The organism is Streptomyces uncialis, from assembly GCF_001905345.1.
In the GTDB taxonomy this organism is placed as follows: Bacteria; Actinomycetota; Actinomycetes; order Streptomycetales; family Streptomycetaceae; genus Streptomyces; species Streptomyces uncialis.
This window is the reverse complement of the sequence record NZ_LFBV01000001.1, coordinates 121,077-138,723: the sequence shown is the minus strand read 5'-3', so window position 1 is coordinate 138,723 and position 17,647 is coordinate 121,077. Positions and strand designations below refer to the sequence as shown.

The following is a 17,647-nucleotide window of genomic DNA, read 5'->3' as shown; positions in this document are numbered from 1 at the left end:
CGATTCAGTTGCAGGCCGGTCGGCTCGCCCCATCCCTCCTTCGGGCCTCTGATCGCCGTCGCCCCAGGAGTACGCATGCTCAACGCCCTCGCCCCGGACAAGCTCCCGACCGCGCCCCTGATATCCCTGACCTGGACCGACCATGTCACCGGCAGCCGCGGCCACCTCGTCGTGGACCGGCTGGTGCGCGGCGTGGCGAGCGGCGGGGTGCGGATGCGGGAGGGCTGCACGCTGGAGGAGGTCGCCGGGCTGGCGCGCGGGATGACGATGAAGGAGGCCCTGCACTACGACCCCAAGGCGCGGTACGTCCCGCTGGGCGGCGCCAAGGGCGGGATCGACTGCGACCCCCGGCATCCGGACGCGTACGGCGTGCTCGTGCGGTACCTGCGCGCGATGCGCCCCTACCTTGAGAGCTGCTGGGCGACCGGCGAGGACCTGGGCCTGACCCAGGACACCGTCGAGCGGGCCGCGGCCGAGGCGGGGCTCACCTCGACGGTGCAGGCCGTGTACCCGCTGCTGGACGACGAGGAGGCGGCCCGCGCGCGGCTCACCGACGCGTTCGCCTGCGAGGTGGACGGCATCGGCCTGGACGAGCTGGCCGGGGGCTGCGGGGTGGCCGAGGCGGTCCTGTCCGCGCTGGACGACGCGCGGATGCCGTACGAGGGCACCCGGGTCGCCCTCCAGGGGCTCGGGACCATGGGCGGGGCGACGGCCCGGTTCCTGTCCCAGGCGGGCCTCACGGTCGTCGCGGTGGCGGATGTGCGGGGCACCATCGTCAATCCGGCCGGTCTCGACGTTGAGGCGCTGCTCGGGTCCCGCGACAGCTTCGGGACCGTCGACCGCGCGGTGCTGCGCGAGGGCGACCGGGAGATGCCGGGCGACGCGTGGCTCGCCGTGGACACCGATGTCCTCGTCCCCGCCGCGCTCTCGTACGTCATCGACTGCACCAATCAGCACCGGGTGACGGCACGGTGGATCGTGGAGGCCGCCAACATGCCGGTCCTCCCGGCGGCGGAGTCCCTGCTGACGACGCGCGGGATCGCCGTGATGCCCGATGTCGTCGTCAACTCCGCGACGAACGCCTGGTGGTGGTGGACGCTCTTCGGCGACATCGGGGCGGACCCCGACGAGGCGTTCGCGCACATCCGCGGCTCCATGCGGGATCTGATCGCCCGGGTGCTGGCCCGTGCGGAGGCGGACGGCACCGCGCCCCGTGCCGCCGCCCACGCGCTGGTCGCGGATCTCGTCCCGGAGATCACGGAACGCTTCGGCACCTACCGCTGACGCCCCGCCGGGGGCGTACCGGGTGGGTCCGGGCCTTCCGGCGGCGCGGCGGAGTGTCCCGGCTGTCGTCGTGCGCCGACCGGGCAGCACGGGGCAGCCCTTAGGGTGACGGGATGGCCAGGGTGCGATTGAACGTCAGTGAGCGGCGCGAGGAGTTGTTGCGTGCCGCGATCCAGCAGATCGAGGTACGCGGCGCGGCCTCCGTGCGGATCGCCGATGTCGCCGCGGCGCTCGGGGTGAGCAACGCGCTGGTGCTGTACCACTTCGCCTCCAAGGAGAAGCTGGTCGCCGCGGCGTTCGCCCACGCGGCGGAGGCCGATCTGGCCCGGCTGCGGGCGGTACTGGGCCGCCGCACGACCGCGCTGCGCCGGTTGCGCGCGGCCGTCCGCTGGTACGCCCCCACCGGTCAGGCGAAGGGGTGGCGGCTGTGGATCGAGGGGTGGGCCGTCTCCCTGCGGGAGCCCGCGCTGCGGTCGGTGACCCGGGATCTCGACCAGCGGTGGAAGTCCGCGATCGCCGAGGTGATCGCGGAGGGTGTGGACGCCGGGGAGTTCAGCTGCCCGGACCCCGCCGCGACGGCCCTGAGGCTGACCGCGCTGCTGGACGGGCTGGCCGTCCAGGCCACGGTCTACACGGGTAGCGTCTCCCGGGCCCGGCTCCAGGCGTGGGTCGACACCGCGCTGGCCCGTGAACTCGGCTTCTCCCCGGAGGCGTTCGCCGCGGCCGTGGCGCAGCCCTCCGCCCGCCCACCGGCCGGTACCCCGCCCCGGCCCTGACGGGGCTCCGGGCCGGGGCGGTGAGCCCACCTGGCCGGGGCGGTGAGCCCGTCCGGCAGGGCGGGACCCGGGCCGGTCGGTCAGGTCTGGCGCAGCGGGGTGTAGGTCTCGGCGCTGAGGCCGAAGGTCCAGGCGACGCCCTCGCGGGCCGTGGCCGTGGCCGGGGGGACCCGCAGCCAGTAGGTGCGGCTGGTGCCGTCCGGCTCCGGGGTGGAGTTGACGACCTCGACCATGACCACGTTCTCGTCGCCGGGCATCGGTATCGACCAGAGGACGCCCGTCTCGTCCCGGTGCAGGGGGACGGCGCCCGACTCCGCGAGATACCGGTCGTACCCGTAGTGCTCCAGCATCACCCGCCGGAGTTCGGCGTTCTCCTCCAGCCGGATGCGGTCGGGGGTGAGCCCGGCCAGTTCCTCCAGGAACTCGCCGGGGACCGGCATACCGCGCCAGGAGTACAGGGCGAAGCCGTCGGGGTAAGCGAGCGCGGGTCCGTCCGCGCGGTCGAGGCGGCCCGCCTCGTCCCGGTGCAGGGCGCTGGGACGTTCACAGACGACGGCGACGTTCTCGTACGGCCACCACCAGCCCGCAGAGCGGGCGACCGCCGCGATCCCGTCCAGGGGACCGTCGTCGGGGTGGTCGAAGGCGCAGAGCCAGGCGGCGTCCTGCTGGCCCAGGACGGCGTCCAGCAGGAGAAGGCGGACCTCGCTCTCCTCGCGCCCGCGCCGCCGGGCCTCCTCCGCCGGGTCGCCGCCGGTGCCCTGGCCACCTGTGGCCGTGTCCGTGCCCGGGTCCGTGCCTGCACCGGTCGGCGCGGCGGCGGGTGCGGCCGCCGCCACCGCGTCCTCCACGAGTCCTTCCCGCAGCCGCTGGGTGAGAGCCTGCGCCGATTCCCAGAGCCCCGCGCCGGTCGTCCCCCAGTGACCGGACCAGCCGACCGGTCCGAGCCGGTCGTGCAGCCGAAGGCGCTCCGCCGCCCAGGGCGCGTTCCTGACGGCGTCCCGGACACAGGCGCCCGGCTCCCCGCCCAGCGCGTCCGCGCCGGCCGACAGCAGCCGTACGGCCTCCCGGGGCGAGCCCGCCCACACGATCCGCTCCGGCTCCGCGAGGCCCGCCCGCCGGTAGGCGAGCCGTACCCCGGACTCCGCGGCGGGCCGGTCGGCGGGCTCCGTCGACACCCCCACGGACCGCCAGTGGGCGACCCTCGCCAGCACATCGTCCCCGGCCGGACCGTCCCCGGTGCCGACCGGCCGCGCCGCCGTGCCCCGCTCCCCCATGTCCACCGTCATGTCCCGCTCCCCATCTCCCGGTGCCCCCTGGCCCCGCTGTGTCCATGTGCCGTGTGTACGGCCGTTGCCGTGCACCGGTCGCTCTCCGCGTACCGGCGGCCGTGCTTCGTGTACCGGCGGCTGTGCGTGGTGTACCGGCCGCGCCCGCGTGCCGGGTTGTGCCTGGGTGCCGCTCACGCTCCGCGTACCGGCGGCCGTGGTTCGCGTACCGGCCGTGCCCGGGTGTGCGCCCGTCGGCGGGAGTCCGGCCGTCTGCCGGAACCTGCCGGTGCGGGAAGCCGCCGCTCCCCCACGCCCCGGCCCGGCGGTCAGTCCGCGACGACGCGTACCGAACCCGGTACGTACTCCCGCTGCCTGATCACCCGGTACCAGCCCTTGGGCAGCGGGATCGCGGAGTGCTCCTCGTGCACCACCCGGCCGCCGTCCGGCAGATGCAGCAGGAAGGGACCGAACAGGCCCTCCTCGCGGACCAGCCTGCCGGGGCCGACGACCGCGTGGGCGTGGCCGGTGACCTCGCCGAGCGCCAGGATCAGCCGGCCCCGGGCGTCACGCGGCTCCTCCGGTGCCGTGGCGGCGTGCGACGGCACCGCGCCCTTCGCGACGGGCACGATGAGGACATCCCCCTGCCGGTACATGGCTCTCCCCTTCCGGGTCGTCACCTGGTGCGACGACCACGCTTTCGACAGTAGGGGCAGGGTCTGACAACCGGTCCCGGCGATGCTTCCGTTCACCCCCGGCCGACCCGGTTGTCAGTGGGGCTTGGTACAACTTCAGGCACATCGGACCCGCTCTGTGCCGGGCTCCGGTGACCGGCCCCGTATCCAGGAGCAGCGGAATGATCACGAACCACCACGAACAGCACTTCGGCCTTCCCCCGTTCGACTTCCCGCGACACGGCGCGGAGATCCCGGCGGCGCTGCCCGACCCCGTGTCCGTCGCCTGGCGGATCGTCGTCGACTCGTACGACAGCGAGGAGTCCTGGCCGGAGGCGTTCGCGCGGTTCCGCGGCGCCGTCGACATCGGCCGGGTCAGGGCGCTGGTCGTGGGCAGTTGGAGCGATCCGTACGAGAACGGCCCGCAGGATGTGATCGAGACCCTGTGCTCGGTGCGGGAGGAGATGCCGGAGCTGCGCTCGCTGTTCCTGGGGGACATATCGTCCGAGGAGTGCGAGATCTCCTGGATCATCCAGGGGTCCGTGGCACCGCTGCTCGAAGCGTTCCCGAGGCTCACCGAGTTCATCGTGCGCGGCGGCACCAGCCTGGACTTCGCGCCCGTCCGGCACGAGTCGCTGCGCAAACTGGTCATCGAGTCCGGCGGGCTGCCGCGTGAGGTGGTGCGCGGGGTCGCCGAGAGCGACTTCCCCTCGCTGGAGTGCCTCGATCTGTGGCTCGGCACCGCGGAGTACGGGGGCGACGCGGAGCTCTCCCATCTGGCGCCGATCCTCGCGGGCACGCGGCTGCCCGCGCTGTGGGCGCTGTCCCTGCGCAACAGCCAGATCCAGGACGAGATCGCGGCGGCCACGGCGATGGCTCCGGTCGTCGCCCGGCTGAAGGTGCTGGACATGTCCATGGGCACCCTCGGCAACGAGGGGGCGGCCGCCCTGCTGTCGGGGCAGCCGCTCACCCATCTGAAGGTGCTGGACCTCAACCACAACTACCTCAGCGAGGAGATGCGCGACCGGCTGCGCAAGGCGCTGGAACCGGCCGGGGTGGAGCTGGACCTGGACGGTGACGACGTCGAGGAGGACGACGAAGACGACGAGGTCTGGCGGTACGTGGCGGTGTCGGAGTAGCCATGCGCGCCGAACCTCCTCGTTTCGCGGTCGTCGGGAACCCCGCCAACCGCCGCACCGGATTCTTCCTGGACGCGGTACGCGCCGCCGGGCTGCCCGACGCGCGGGTGCTGCCCTGGGTGGACGTCCTGCGCGGCGGTGCCGGGTTCCGTCCCGGTGAGAGCGTCCGTGTCGACTCCCCGGGTGAGGACCCGGAGGTCGAGCGGCTGCTGCGGGGCACCGACGATCCCGCGCGCGTGGAGGGCACGGCGCGCTGGTACACGCGGTTCACGGCGGCCGTCCGCGAGGTGGCGGACTCCGCGCGCGGCGCGGACTGCCTGCTGATGGACGGCCCCGGGGACCTGGCGGCGCTGTTCGACAAGCGCCTGTGCCACGCGGCGCTGAGCCGCGCCGGGGTGCCCGTACCGCCGTCGCCGACCTCGGGCGGCGGGGTGCCGGTCCGGGGCTGGGACGACGTACGGGAGCTGATGCGTGAGCAGGGGACGCCCCGGGTGTTCGTGAAGCTCGCGCACGGTTCGTCGGCGTCCGGGGTCCTCGCGGTGGAGTCCGCCGGAGCGGGGCGGCTACGTGCCACCACCTCCGTCGAGCGGACCCCCGGCGGGCTCTTCAACTCGCTGCGGGTGCGGCGGTACACGACCGAGCGGGAGATCGCCGCGCTGGTGGACGCGCTCGCGCCGGACGGGCTGCACATCGAGCGCTGGCTGCCGAAGGCGTCGCTGGACGGGCGGGTGACGGATCTGCGGGTCGTGGTGGTCGGCGGACGGGCCACCCACGCGGTGGCGCGCACCAGCCGTTCCCCGATGACGAATCTGCATCTCGGCGGTGCCCGCGGCGATCTCGCGCGGGTGCGGGACGCGGTGACGCGGGCGGGCGGGGACTGGGCCGGGGCGCTGGAGGTCTGCGAGCGGGCCGCGGCGTGCTTCCCGGACACCCTGTGCGTGGGTGTCGATCTGCTGCCGCTGGTGGGCTGGCGCCGGTTCGCGGTCGCCGAGGTGAACGCGTTCGGTGATCTGCTGCCGGGGCTGACCGGGCTGCCGGGCGGTCCGGCGGAGGGCCTGGACACCTATGCCGCCCAGGTCGCCGCGGTCCGGCGCGGCTGGTCCACGGGAGCGGAGGCCGACCGTGCAGCGGCATGAGACGGGCGGGGCGGCGAGCGCCCTGGACCCGGGAACGACCGGTGCTCCGGGCATCCCCGACATGAACGCGGTCGTCGGCCGTGACGATCTGCTGCTCGTCACCCTCGACACCCTCCGGTACGACGTGGCGGTGGAGCTGGCGCAGGCGGGGCGGCTGCCGAATCTCGCCCGTCACCTGCCGGGCGGCGGCTGGGAGAAGCGGCACGCGCCGGGCAGCTTCACCTATGCCTCGCACCAGGCGATGTTCGCGGGATTCCTGCCGACCCCGGCGACGCCCGGCCCGCATCCCCGGCTGTTCGCGGCCCGGTTCGCGGGCAGCGAGACCACCGAGCGGCGCACCTATGTGTACGACACCCCCGACCTCGTGTCGGGTCTCGCGCGGGACGGCTACCGCACGGTGTGCGTGGGCGGGGTCGGGTTCTTCAACAAGCAGGGCGCCTTGGGGGACGTGCTGCCCGGCATGTTCCAGGAGAGCCACTGGGAGCCGGGGTTCGGGGTCGCCTCACCGTCGTCGTTCGAGGCGCAGGTCGCGTGCGCGGAGCGCGTCGTCGCGGGGCTGCCGCCCGAGCGGCGGCTGTTCCTGTTCCTGAACGTGTCGGCGCTGCATCAGCCCAACTGGTTCCATCTGCCCGGCGCGACCCGCGCGGCGGGCGACAGCCGCCGGACCCACGCCGCCGCGCTGGAGTACGTCGACCGGCACATCGGGCGGCTGTTCGCGGCGATGAGCAGCCGCCGCCGATGCTTCGCGATCGTCTGCTCGGACCATGGCACGGCCTACGGCGACGACGGATTCACCGGTCACCGCCTCGGCCACGACGTGGTGTGGACCGTGCCGTACGCCCACTTCTTCCTGGACCCGACCGAGGCAGCCTCATGAGCACCACATATCCCGCCGCGACACCCGTGGCCACCGGGCCGGACACCCCGCGCCCGTACCAGAACTACGTCTACGCGTACCCGCACAAGACGGCGTACCGTCCGCTGCCCGAGCCGGGGCCCCGGCTCGCGGAGCTGTGGCGCGGTGAGCCCAAGGACGCCCTGTCGCTGTATCTGCACATCCCGTTCTGCGACGTGCGGTGCGGCTTCTGCAATCTGTTCACCCGGATCGGCGCGCCCGACGAGCTGTCGACGCGCTATCTGGACGCGCTGGAACGGCAGGCGGGGGCGGTGCGGGAGGCGCTGGCCGGGGACGGTCCGGTGCGGTTCGCGACGGCGGCGTTCGGCGGCGGCACCCCCACATTCCTCACGGCCGACGAGCTGACCCGGCTGTGCGACATCGCGGAGCGGCGGATGGGCGCCGATCTGCGGGCGGTCCCGCTGTCGGTGGAGGCGTCCCCGTCGACGGCGACCGCCGACCGGCTCGCCGTCCTGGCCGAGCGGGGCGCGACCCGGCTGAGCCTCGGGGTGCAGAGCTTCGTGGACGCCGAGGCGCGGGCGGCGGTCCGGCCCCAGCGGCGCGCCGATGTGGAGGCGGCCCTGGCCCGGATACGCGCGGCGGGCATACCCGTGCTGAACATCGACCTGATCTACGGGATCGACGGGCAGACCGAGGAATCCTGGCGGCTCTCCCTGGACGCGGCGCTGCGCTGGCGGCCGGAGGAGCTGTACCTGTACCCGCTGTACGTCCGGCCGCTGACCGGGCTGGGGCGGCGGGCGGCCGTCGGTGAGCGCGCGTGGGACGAGCACCGGCTGGGGCTGTACCGGGCGGGCCGGGACCATCTGCTCGCGCACGGCTACGAGCAGCGTTCGATGCGGATGTTCCGGCGCGCGGACGCCCCCGCGCAGGGCCCCGACGACTACGCCTGCCAGACGGACGGGATGATCGGTCTGGGCTGCGGCGCGCGTTCGTACACCTCGGCGCTGCACTACTCCTTCGACTACGCGGTCGACGCGCGTGAGGTCAGGTCGATCATCGACACGTACACGGCGACGGAGGACTTCGGCCGTGCCGTCCACGGGCGGTACATGACCGACGGCGGCGACGGGGACGAGGCGCGGCGCAGACATCTGCTCCAGTCGCTGCTCCAGGCCGACGGGCTGGAGCGGGCCGACTACCGGGGGCGGTTCGGCGGGGACCCGGAGGACCACTTCGGGGCGGAGCTGGCGGGCTTCGCCGCGCGCGGCTGGCTGGACGGCGGCGCCCCGGCGGGGGTGCTGCGGCTGTCGCCGGAGGGTCTGGCGTACTCCGACGCCCTGGGTCCCGAGCTGTTCTCCCCCGCGGTGCGGGCGGCGATGTCCGCGTACGAGGCACGGTGAACGCCATGGATCTGACCGTGCTGTACCGGGGGCCGCTGGCGTCGTGCGACTACGACTGCCCGTACTGTCCGTTCGCCAAGCGGCGTGACAGCGGGGAGCAGCTCCGTGCGGACCGGGCGGCGCTGGCCCGGTTCACCGAGTGGGTGGGCGCGTACGAGCAAGGGCGGCTGTCGGTGCTGTTCACCCCGTGGGGCGAGGGGCTGGTGCGGTCGTGGTACCGGCGGGCGCTGGTGGAGCTGTCGCGGCTGCCGCATGTCGAGCGGGTGGCGATCCAGACGAATCTGAGCTGCCGTACGGACTGGCTCGCCGAGGCCGACCTGGACAGGGTCGCCCTGTGGTGCACGTACCACCCGGGCCAGACGCCGTACGAGCGGTTCCTCGGCAAGTGCCGGGAGCTGAGCGCGCGGGGGGTGCGGTTCAGTGTGGGGATCGTGGGGCTGGCGGAGCATCTGGAGGACGCGCGGCGGCTGCGGGCGGAGCTGCCGGAGGAGGTGTATCTGTGGGTGAACGCCGCGGAGGGGCACACGTACTCCGACGAGGAGGCCGACCGGTGGACGGCGCTGGACCCGCTGTTCCCGTACAGCCGTCATCCGCATCGCAGCGCGGGGCTGCCGTGCCGTACCGGTGAGTCGGTGGTGTCGGTGGACGGTGACGGCACGGTCCGCCGCTGCCACTTCGTCCCGGCGGAGCTGGGCAATCTGTACGACGGCTCCTACCGTGCCGCGCTGGCGCCCCGGCCCTGCCCGCTGACGCTGTGCGACTGCCATATCGGGTACGTGCATCTGGAGACGCTGCCGCTGTACGACGTCTTCGCGGGCGGGGTCCTGGAGCGGATTCCGGCCGGGCCGGGCGGCTGAGCCGGGCCGGGCGGCCGGGTCACAGGGGCAGCAGGTCGGGGCGCTTGGCCTCCACATGGTCGCCGGAGGACTCACCGCGCAGCCGCCGCCCGATCCAGGGGACGAGGTACTCGCGCGCCCAGTGGATGTCGTCGCGGCGCACTTCGAGGGTGCCCCGGGGCGGCAGCGGGGGCCACGGCTGGTCGGGGTCGGCGGGGACCTCGACGCCGAGCACCTGACCGGCCCGCAGGGCGACCCGGGTGTGGCCCTCGGCCGAGAGATGCAGCCGGTCGCCGTCCCAGGCGCGGCGGTCCTGCACGGTCCGCAGCGACCACAGGTCGAGGACGGGGCATCCGTAACGGTCGGCGATGGCCCGGACATGACCGTTGTAGGTGGCGATCTTGCCGCGGAACCGCCTCAGTACGGGGATGTCACGGGTGTCGAAGCCGGTGGTCACCATCACGGTCGCCACGGTTCCGGTGAGGTCCGCGACGGCGCGCTCGAAGCGTTCGGCGACCTCGTCGGGGTCGGTGCCGGGCCGGATGATGTCGTTGCCCCCGGCGCAGAACGTCACGAGGTCGGGGGCGAGCCGCCGGGCGCGGGGGATCTGCTCCGCGACGATCTGGTCGAGGAGTCTGCCGCGTACGGCGAGGTTGGCGTACCGGAAGCCGTCCTCCGGGAGCCGGTCGGCGAGGAGGACCGCCAGCCGGTCGGCCCATCCCACGAACGCTCCGCCGGGGCCGGGGTCACCGACCCCTTCCGTGAAGCTGTCGCCGATGGCCGCGTAGGACCGGAGGGGGTGCGGTGGGGGGAAGGTCGACTGTGCGCTCACGTCGGCCCATCTTTCACGGCGGGCCGTGACCTACGCCACCGTAATAATGCGCTGAGGGGGGTTGACGGGACGTGAGAAAGGCCATGCCGCTGTTTTGCGCCGGGCAGGAATAGCGGGCGCCCCCGACGACAGCGCGCCGCTCACCGTGCGGTGGCACGTGAACGGGGCCGTATCCGCCGATACGGCCCCGTTCAGGGATGCGGCCGGTGGCCGCGGGAGTCGTCAGATGCCGACGCCCTTCGACCGCAGGTAGGACATCGGGTCGATGTCGGAGCCGTAGTCGGGCGAGGTACGGATCTCGAAGTGCAGGTGCGGCCCGGTGCTGTTGCCGGTGGAACCGGCGAGACCGATCTGGTGGCCGCCCGTGACCGACTGCCCGGCCGAGACGGTGAGCTGCGAGAGATGCGCGTACTGCGAGTACTTGCCGTCGGTGTGCTGGATGACGACCTGGTTGCCGTACGAACCGGCCCATCCGGCCGACACCACGGTGCCGGGGCCGACGGACTTCAGGGGCGTACCGGCGGGCACGCTGAAGTCGACACCGGTGTGGTAGCCGCTGGACCACATGCTGCCGGAGGCGCGGTACCCCGTGCCGACACCGGAGTCGACGGGCCGGGTCCAGCCCGAGTCGGCCTGCTCCGGGGCGGCGGCCTCGGCGGGGGCGGCCTGCGGGGCGGCGGCCTTCGGGGCGGCCGGCTTCGGGGCGGCGGCCTCGGGCTCCGCGGCCTTCGGCTGCGCCTTGGGCGCGGCGGCCTTGGGCGCCTCCGCCTTCGGGGCCTCCGCCTTCGGGGCCTGCGCCTTCGGGGCGGCCGGCTTCGGCGCGGGGGCCTCGGGCGCGGCAGCGGCCTTGGCGCCGATGGTGAGCTTCAGACCGGGATGGATCAGGCCCGGGTCCGAGCCGACGGTGCCGCGGTTGTCGTCGTAGAGCCGCTGCCAGCCGCCCTGGACGGCCTGCTCGTCGGCGATCTTCGAGAGATGGTCACCGACCTTGACGGCGTACGTCCTGACCTCGGAGGTCTTGACGGCGGTCCGCTCGGCGGGGGCCTGTACGGCGTTCTGGGCGCCGGTCACGGCCGGGGCGGAGTGCGGGGTGGCCGCCTCGGCGCCGGTGGCGCCGATCAGCGGCAGGGCCAGGGCCGCGCCACCGGTTCCTGCGACGGCGATCGACCTGGCTATACGGGTGGACTTGGGACGGCGGTGCTTACCCTTCGCGGGCATGACGTTTTCCTCTCCGGCGCCTGCGAGGTGAGCTGTCGGGTTCGGGCTGGAGATGCCCGGCCGCGCTTTCACGCGGCTTCACCCCGAGCCGGTCCGGTTGCCCGGACACGGCGTACTACCTGTGGGTTCCCCGCTCCTGCCGGTGTCGGGTGACGTTGCGGACCCCGGACGGCGGCAGGACTAGGCGTCCGCCCGGATTGAGCGTGACGCTAGGCGAGCGGGCTCGCCGTGGACAACCAAGACCCCCGGGGCGACCGGCCATTCCTTGATCCAAGGCCGGATTCCCGGTCACCCTGCGTCGACCGCGGAGGCCAGCGGGAGGCTCAATTCCCGGACGGTGAAAGGGCGCCCGGGAGTCCTCGTCCGACACCCAACGTGACAATTATGATCCCGGTCACGGGTATCCGGACCAGGGCACTTTATTCCGGGGCCAGTTCAACTTAATGCCACTAAACAGACATAGAGCATCATCAACCCTTTATCACCACTTGGGGTCTGATCATCCGATGACTGGATGTCGTATCGTCGCAATCGCGCTCGTCGGCGGAGGTGTCGGCGGCGGACCGGGAGGAGCCCCCGCGTGACGCAGCAGATCCCGTCGACCGAGCCCGAACTGACCGGAGTCCGCAACTTCCGTGACGTGGGTGGCCTGCCGACCACGGACGGCAGGCGCGTCCGCCACGGGGTGCTGTACCGCAGCGGGCATCTCGCCCAGGCGACCGCGGAGGACAGCGACTACCTCGCCTCGCTGGGGCTGCACACCATCTTCGACTTCCGCGACTCCGCGGACCGGGGGCTCGACGGTCTCGACGTGGCACTGCCGGGCGTCCGCAATGTGAACGTACCGCTGAGCGATCCGGCCGACGGTACGGAGTTCTGGCAGATGGTCCGGCAGGGGGATCTCGCCCAGCTCCGCGAGCACCTCGCGGAGGGCCGCGCGGCGAACCGCATGGTCGAGGCGTATCGGACGATCATCGAGGAGCGGACCGCCGAGCACGGGCGGGTACTGCGGTCGCTCGCGGACGGGAGCGTGCCCGCGCTCATGCACTGTGCCGCGGGCAAGGACCGCGCGGGGCTGTCCATAGCGGTGACGCTGCTGGCGCTCGGTGTCGAGCGGGACGCCATCGAGGCGGACTACCTCAAGTCGAACGCGGCGCACCGGCGGTACCGGGTGCGGCGCAGCGAGGCCGCGGTGGACGGATACGCGCCGGAGGTCATGGAGCTGTTGAGCCCGCTTTTCGACGCGCGGGTCGAGTATCTGGCGGCGGGGTTCGACTCGATCGACCGGCGCTGGGGCAGCACCGAGGCCTACCTGTCCGACGGCCTCGGCCTCACCGCCCCGGACCGTGACCGCCTTCGCGACCGCTTCTTGGCGTAAGGGTCGCTTTCGCTTGCGCTTCCCAGGTCTGTCCGGCTGAACGCACTCCGTTCCTGTGCCGTCGCTCGCCGTTTTCGCGCAGTTCCCCGCGCCCCTTTGGGGCGCATCCGGTCGGTTCTTCGGGTCGGTGCCGGTCGGGATTCTCCGTCCTCGATCCGACACGCTCGGTAACACGTCCAGTGACTCGACTGAAGAGCATCGGAGTCTGCGAGCAGAGATTCCCGCCCACCCCCTCCCGCAGCAGCGCGACTGCACGAGGAGGAGGGCGAAAAGCAACATCAGGCGGCTGAGGCGCCCCAAAGGGGCGCGGGGAACTGCGCGAAGACGAGGACGGCCCCGCACCCGACGAACAAGCCCGAAGGGGCAGCATCCAGGGGCGCGAGGAACTGCGCACCCACCGAGCGACCCGCACGAACGGGGTGCGCCCACCCGGGCCGGCCCAAGGGGCGCGGGGAACTGCGCGAAAGACGAGGGCCGACCCGCACCCGAAGAGCGACCGCAAGGGGGCAGCATCCAGGGGCGCGGGGAACTGCGCACCCCACGAGCGACCCGCACAAGGACAAGTAGGCCCAGCACAGGAAACCCGGGGGCGGGGCTCACCGGGGGGCCGTAGGTGAACCGGGGCGAGGGGGGACGCCCGCTGCCGCCCGACCGGTCAGGTCACTTCGCTCCGGCCTCGAACAGCAGCCAGATGAACCCGGCGACGGCGTGTCCCACCGCCACATAGATGATCAACCGGATCCAGATGCTCCGCGGCATCTTGTCCTCGATGTTCTGCCGGGACGGCGGACGCGGTTCCGTGGGCTGAAGGGGCTCGGTCATCGGAGGTCTCCCAGGGTGTGGCCGTCGGCCGGGCCCAGACACAGCGCGGTGGACGGACTCTGCAACAGGGTGTGCACGAAGAGGAGGTCGGTCCCGTCCTCGTCGGCGGCGCCGATCCGGTGGGGGGTCAGCGAGTCGAAATGCGCGCTGTCGCCGGGCGCGAGCACATGCGTACTGTCGCCGAGCCGCAACCGCAGCCGCCCGGAGAGGACGTACAGCCACTCCTCGCCGGGATGGACCCGCACGATGTCGCCCTGGGTGCCGTAGGGCACCCGTACCCGCAGCGCCTGCATGCCGCGGCCGGGCGCACCGGCCTGCCAGTACGTCCAGCCGCCGGCGAGCGTGGGGTCCATGGCGGCGCCGTGGACGATGGACTCGCGGTCGGCGACCGTCTCGCCCAGCAGCTCGGACACGGTCGTGCCGTAGATGCGGGCCAGTGAGAGCAGCATCGGCAGTGAGGGCTGCCGGCGGCCGGTCTCCAGCCGGGACAGATGTGCCGGTGAGAGCCCGGCCGTGGCCGCGGCGGCCTCCAGGGTCAGCCCGGCGCCGCGGCGCCGCTCCCGCAGCTGCGGGGCCACGGCGGGCAGCTCGTCGGCGACCGGGGTGCCGGTGGCTGCCGTGGGGTCTGGCCGCGGGGCCGGTTCGGAGGGGCTCATACCCTTGATTGAGCCAGAAAAATGCCTCCCAGGCAAACTACTTGCCTGGGAGGCAAAACGATCAGCGTTCGGCGACGGCCTGTCTCACCAGTGTCCTCCCGAAGTCCCACATCAGCCCACCCCCGCTGTGTGCGTCGTCCATCACGGCGGTGAACGCGGTGACGAACCGGTCGACGTCCGCCTCGTCCACCACCAGCGGCGGGATCAGCTTGATGACCTCCATCCGGTCCCCCGAGACCTGGGTGAGCACCCGGTGCGTCCGGAGCAGCGGGCCGACGACCATCTGTGCGAAGAGTCCCTTGCGGGCCGCCTGGAGCATGGTCCAGCCGCCGCGCAGCCGCAGCGAGCGGGGCCGCCCGAACTCGATGCCGATCATGAGCCCCCGGCCGCGTACCTCGCGCAGCATCTCGTAGCGGTCCACGAGGGCCGTGAGCCGGGTGCGCAGCAGGTCGCCGGTGACGCGCGCGTGCGCCACGAGCTGCCGGGACTCGATGACCGACAGCACCGCGAGGCCCGCCGCCATGGCCTGGGCGTTGGAGCCGAAGCTCGCGGAGTGGACGAGGACGCGGTCCATGGACGAGTAGACCTTCCGGAAGATCCAGTCCTTGCCGAGGGTCGCGCCGACCGGGACATAGCCGCCGGACAGGGCCTTGGCGACACAGACCAGGTCCGGTTCCACGCCGTCCTCGTGCTGGTAGGCGTAGAAGTCGCCGGTCCGGCCGAGGCCGGTCTGGACCTCGTCCGCGATGAGCAGCGCCTTGTGCGCCCGCAGCAGTTCCTGGGCGGCCCGCAGATAGCCGGGCGGGCTCTCGTGCACGCCCTTGCCCTGGATCGGCTCCACGATGAGCGCGGCCACGTCGCCCCGGCGCAGTTCCCCCGCCAGTGCGTCCAGGTCGCCGAGGGGGACGGCGGTGTCGGGCAACAGCGGGGCGAAGCCGTCGCGGAATCCGGCCTCGCCGTTGACGGAGAGGGAGCCGGTGGTGAGTCCGTGGAAGGCGTGGGCGCAGTAGAGGACCCGGGGGCGCCCGGTGGCGTAGCGGGCGAATTTGAGGGCGGTCTCGACGGCTTCGGTGCCGCTGTTGCCGAAGAAGACGCGGTCCAGATGCGGGCTGTGGGCGAGCAGTCTCTCGGCGAGCAGGCCCGGCAGGGGCTGGCAGTCGAAGCGGGTGAGGTCCGCGAGTGAGGCGTCGAGCACGTCGTGCAGCGCCTTGCGGACCACGGGGTGGTGGCGGCCGAGGCCCATGACCCCGAATCCGGCGAGCATGTCGAGATGGTCGTTGCCCTCGGCGTCCCAGAAGTGCGCGCCCTCGGCCCGTTCGTACGTCTTGTCGAAGCCGATGGTGTGCAGCATGCGCGGCAGCTGGTGGTTGAGGTAGCGGCTGTGCAGCTCGTACCGCTCGGCTCCGCGGCTGGCGAGCAGCGCCGCCAGGTCGAACTCCTCGGTCATCGGGGCGTTCCTGGTGCTCGTGGTGCGGTGGGTGCCCTGGGGCCGGGTCCGGCGGCGTGGCGGACCGGGCCCGGCCTGGACGCCCCTGGCGGGCCGGGGCCGGGGTGCGGCCCCGGCCCCGTTCGGTGGGTGCCGGCCGTCAGCCGGCGGGTGTCATCCCCGGTTGCCGGAGACGGTCTCGCGGGCCGCGCGCAGCGACTCCTTGAGGGAGCCCATGGTGGCGAGGACGGCGGTGGGCTCGTAGCCGCAGTGCGCCATGCAGTTGGCGCAGCGCGGGTCCTTGCCCCGGCCGTACGCGTCCCAGTCGGTCTTCTCGATGAGGTCGCGGTAGGTGGGGACGTAGCCGTCGCTCATCAGGTAGCAGGGCTTCTGCCAGCCGAAGAGGGAGTAGTTGGGGATCGCCCAGGCCGTGCAGGGGAAGTCGACCTTGCCCTCCAGGAAGTCGAGGAACAGGGGCGAGTGGTTGAGCCGCCAGCGGCGCCGGTTGCCGCCGGCGAACGCCTTGCGGAAGAGTTCCCGGGTCTGTTCGACGCCGAGGAAGTGTTCCTGGTCGGGCGCCTTCTCGTAGGCGTACGCGGGCGAGATCATCATCTCGTCCACCTGGAGCTCGTCGTTGAGGTAGTCGAGGACCTCGACGATGGTCTGCGGGGTGTCCGTGTTGAAGAAGGTGGAGTTGGTGGTGACCCGGAAGCCGCGTTCCTTGGCCTCCTTGATGGCGGCGACCGCCTCGTCGAACACACCTTCCTTGGCGACCGATTCGTCGTGCCGTTCGCGCAGACCGTCGATGTGCACGGCGAACGCGAAATAGGGCGAGGGGGTGAACTTCTCCATCTTCTTCCGCATCAGCATCGCGTTGGTGCACAGGAAGACGTACTTTCTGCGGGCCACCAACTGCCGCACGATCTCGTGGATCTGCGGATGCATCAGCGGTTCGCCACCCGCGATGGAGACCATCGGGGCACCGGATTCCAGGACCGCGCCGACGGCCTGTGCCACCGGCATCCGCTGCTTGAGGACGCCTGCCGGGTGCTGGATCTTGCCGCAGCCCTCGCACGCGAGATTGCACGCGAAGAGCGGTTCCAGCTCCACGATCAACGGGAACTTGTCCCGCCTGCGGAGCTTCTGTTCGAAAAGGTACGTCGCGACCTTGATGGACTGACGGAGCGGCATGGCCATTCAGCTCACCTCCAGGGGAGCATCACCTTGCGGTGCCATTCACAGAATGCGGGGATCACGGCACGAAGAACATGGAAAGCCGATATTCCACCGCGGAGTGTGCCGATTCGGACCAGTTCATGTGTCGGAGCGTCCACGACCACCCGTACGGCCGCAACCGGACGGGTCCGTCCGCCGGGGTCCGCCGGGCCGGGTACGGGCAGTTCCGCGACGGCGGCGGCACGCAGGGTGACCGCCGATTCCATGTCGGCCGCGATCGCGCCGGTGGCCAGCAGGGCGGCGCGCTCGGGGCCGCGGACCACATGGTCGGTGCCCAGGAGCGGGCCGGTGTGGACGGTCCGGCCGGGCAGCAGCCGGGTCAGGGAAGCGGTCAGCGGTCCGGTACCGGCGCAGGGGACGGTGTCCGCTCCGTCCCGGGTCTCGGTGGCGACCACCAGGTCCCCGGGGCGCATACCGGGTGCGAGTCCCGCGCAGAACCCGGTCGCGAGGACGGCGGCGTCCCGCAGGGCCGGACGGGTCAGGGCGCGGCTCACCGCCCGTTCGGCGGCACGTGGGCCCATGCCCGTGCGCAGCACCGTCACGGGCCCGGTCGCGGAGCGGCTGCCGAGCAGCAGGGCGAGCCGTTCGACGCCGAGGGCGCAGGCGATCAGCAGCGGGGCCGGCCCGGTGCCCGGGGTCACCGGGGCGGGGCGGTCCGGCGGGGTGGCGGCCCGCTCAGGGCGGGCCGCCCGGCGGAGCGGATCGGGAGGGCC

Annotated in this window: 17 protein-coding genes and 1 riboswitch; of the genes, 8 read left to right on the top strand and 9 right to left on the bottom strand. The window is 72.7% G+C overall.

The genetic code is table 11. The features are described from left to right. Positions 1–75: 75 nt before the first annotated feature. Together AB852_RS00535 and AB852_RS00530 are read left to right on the top strand one after the other, a co-directional pair. Complete coding sequence (locus AB852_RS00535; protein ID WP_073782453.1) at positions 76–1,284, top strand: Glu/Leu/Phe/Val dehydrogenase dimerization domain-containing protein; 1,209 nt, start codon at positions 76–78, stop codon at positions 1,282–1,284. Positions 1,285–1,397: 113 nt separating this feature from the next. Beyond that, entirely contained in the window at positions 1,398–2,060 is a 663-nt protein-coding gene (locus AB852_RS00530; protein WP_178390914.1) for a TetR/AcrR family transcriptional regulator, read from the top strand. Between the two features lie 80 nt (positions 2,061–2,140). Here AB852_RS00530 and AB852_RS00525 read toward each other — a convergent pair whose 3' ends face one another. Further along, positions 2,141–3,346 carry a DUF6745 domain-containing protein gene (locus AB852_RS00525; RefSeq protein WP_245876545.1) on the bottom strand — a complete coding sequence of 402 codons (1,206 nt, stop codon included), beginning with the start codon at positions 3,344–3,346 and terminating at the stop codon, positions 2,141–2,143. A gap of 308 nt (positions 3,347–3,654) precedes the next feature. Continuing rightward, a complete protein-coding gene (locus tag AB852_RS00520; RefSeq protein ID WP_073782451.1) occupies positions 3,655–3,981 on the bottom strand; it encodes a hypothetical protein in 327 nt (108 codons plus the stop codon). A gap of 200 nt (positions 3,982–4,181) precedes the next feature. Here AB852_RS00520 and AB852_RS00515 point away from each other — a divergent pair, with 200 nt between their 5' ends. The 5 genes from AB852_RS00515 (at position 4,182) to AB852_RS00495 (ending at position 9,387) form a co-directional block, all read left to right on the top strand. Beyond that, positions 4,182–5,138: an STM4015 family protein gene (locus AB852_RS00515; protein ID WP_073782449.1), complete on the top strand. Its 957-nt coding sequence runs from the start codon at positions 4,182–4,184 to the stop codon at positions 5,136–5,138. Positions 5,139–5,140: 2 nt separating this feature from the next. Continuing rightward, on the top strand, positions 5,141–6,274 hold the full coding sequence (locus AB852_RS00510) for an STM4014 family protein (RefSeq protein WP_073782447.1): 1,134 nt from the start codon (positions 5,141–5,143) through the stop codon (positions 6,272–6,274). A 61-nt stretch (positions 6,275–6,335) separates the two neighbouring features. Then, positions 6,336–7,151 carry an STM4013/SEN3800 family hydrolase gene (locus AB852_RS00505; RefSeq protein WP_073785187.1) on the top strand — a complete coding sequence of 272 codons (816 nt, stop codon included), beginning with the start codon at positions 6,336–6,338 and terminating at the stop codon, positions 7,149–7,151. After that, positions 7,148–8,530, top strand: coding sequence for an STM4012 family radical SAM protein (locus AB852_RS00500; protein ID WP_073782445.1), 1,383 nt, complete (start codon positions 7,148–7,150; stop codon positions 8,528–8,530). Before AB852_RS00505 ends, AB852_RS00500 begins: the two co-directional genes overlap by 4 nt. A 5-nt stretch (positions 8,531–8,535) precedes the next feature. Continuing rightward, positions 8,536–9,387 carry an STM4011 family radical SAM protein gene (locus tag AB852_RS00495; protein ID WP_073782443.1) on the top strand — a complete coding sequence of 284 codons (852 nt, stop codon included), beginning with the start codon at positions 8,536–8,538 and terminating at the stop codon, positions 9,385–9,387. Positions 9,388–9,406: 19 nt separating this feature from the next. Here AB852_RS00495 and AB852_RS00490 read toward each other — a convergent pair whose 3' ends face one another. Together AB852_RS00490 and AB852_RS00485 are read right to left on the bottom strand one after the other, a co-directional pair. Then, positions 9,407–10,198 carry an SGNH/GDSL hydrolase family protein gene (locus tag AB852_RS00490; RefSeq protein WP_073782441.1) on the bottom strand — a complete coding sequence of 264 codons (792 nt, stop codon included), beginning with the start codon at positions 10,196–10,198 and terminating at the stop codon, positions 9,407–9,409. A 222-nt stretch (positions 10,199–10,420) separates the two neighbouring features. Beyond that, positions 10,421–11,416, bottom strand: coding sequence for a M23 family metallopeptidase (locus AB852_RS00485; RefSeq protein WP_073782439.1), 996 nt, complete (start codon positions 11,414–11,416; stop codon positions 10,421–10,423). A 2-nt stretch (positions 11,417–11,418) separates the two neighbouring features. Beyond that, a riboswitch (cyclic di-AMP (ydaO/yuaA leader) is annotated at positions 11,419–11,539 on the bottom strand. A gap of 457 nt (positions 11,540–11,996) precedes the next feature. Here AB852_RS00485 and AB852_RS00480 point away from each other — a divergent pair. Next, positions 11,997–12,794 (top strand): tyrosine-protein phosphatase, encoded by a 798-nt coding sequence (locus tag AB852_RS00480; RefSeq protein WP_073782437.1) that lies wholly within the window; start codon positions 11,997–11,999, stop codon positions 12,792–12,794. Between the two features lie 660 nt (positions 12,795–13,454). Here AB852_RS00480 and AB852_RS39450 read toward each other — a convergent pair. From AB852_RS39450 to AB852_RS00460, 5 genes are all read right to left on the bottom strand, one after another. Beyond that, on the bottom strand, positions 13,455–13,616 hold the full coding sequence (locus AB852_RS39450) for a DUF6126 family protein (RefSeq protein WP_178390913.1): 162 nt from the start codon (positions 13,614–13,616) through the stop codon (positions 13,455–13,457). Continuing rightward, on the bottom strand, positions 13,613–14,272 hold the full coding sequence (locus AB852_RS00475; RefSeq protein ID WP_073782435.1) for a helix-turn-helix domain-containing protein: 660 nt from the start codon (positions 14,270–14,272) through the stop codon (positions 13,613–13,615). The genes AB852_RS39450 and AB852_RS00475 overlap by 4 nt, the downstream gene beginning before the upstream one ends. Positions 14,273–14,333: 61 nt before the next feature. Next, positions 14,334–15,719, bottom strand: coding sequence for an aspartate aminotransferase family protein (locus tag AB852_RS00470; RefSeq protein WP_073782433.1), 1,386 nt, complete (start codon positions 15,717–15,719; stop codon positions 14,334–14,336). 153 nt (positions 15,720–15,872) lie between these two features. After that, positions 15,873–16,895 carry an adenosyl-hopene transferase HpnH gene (gene hpnH / locus AB852_RS00465; RefSeq protein WP_073782431.1) on the bottom strand — a complete coding sequence of 341 codons (1,023 nt, stop codon included), beginning with the start codon at positions 16,893–16,895 and terminating at the stop codon, positions 15,873–15,875. A 5-nt stretch (positions 16,896–16,900) separates the two neighbouring features. Next, positions 16,901–17,575, bottom strand: a complete 675-nt coding sequence (locus tag AB852_RS00460) for a phosphorylase family protein (RefSeq protein WP_073785185.1) — start codon at positions 17,573–17,575, stop codon at positions 16,901–16,903. Positions 17,576–17,647: the final 72 nt, after the last annotated feature.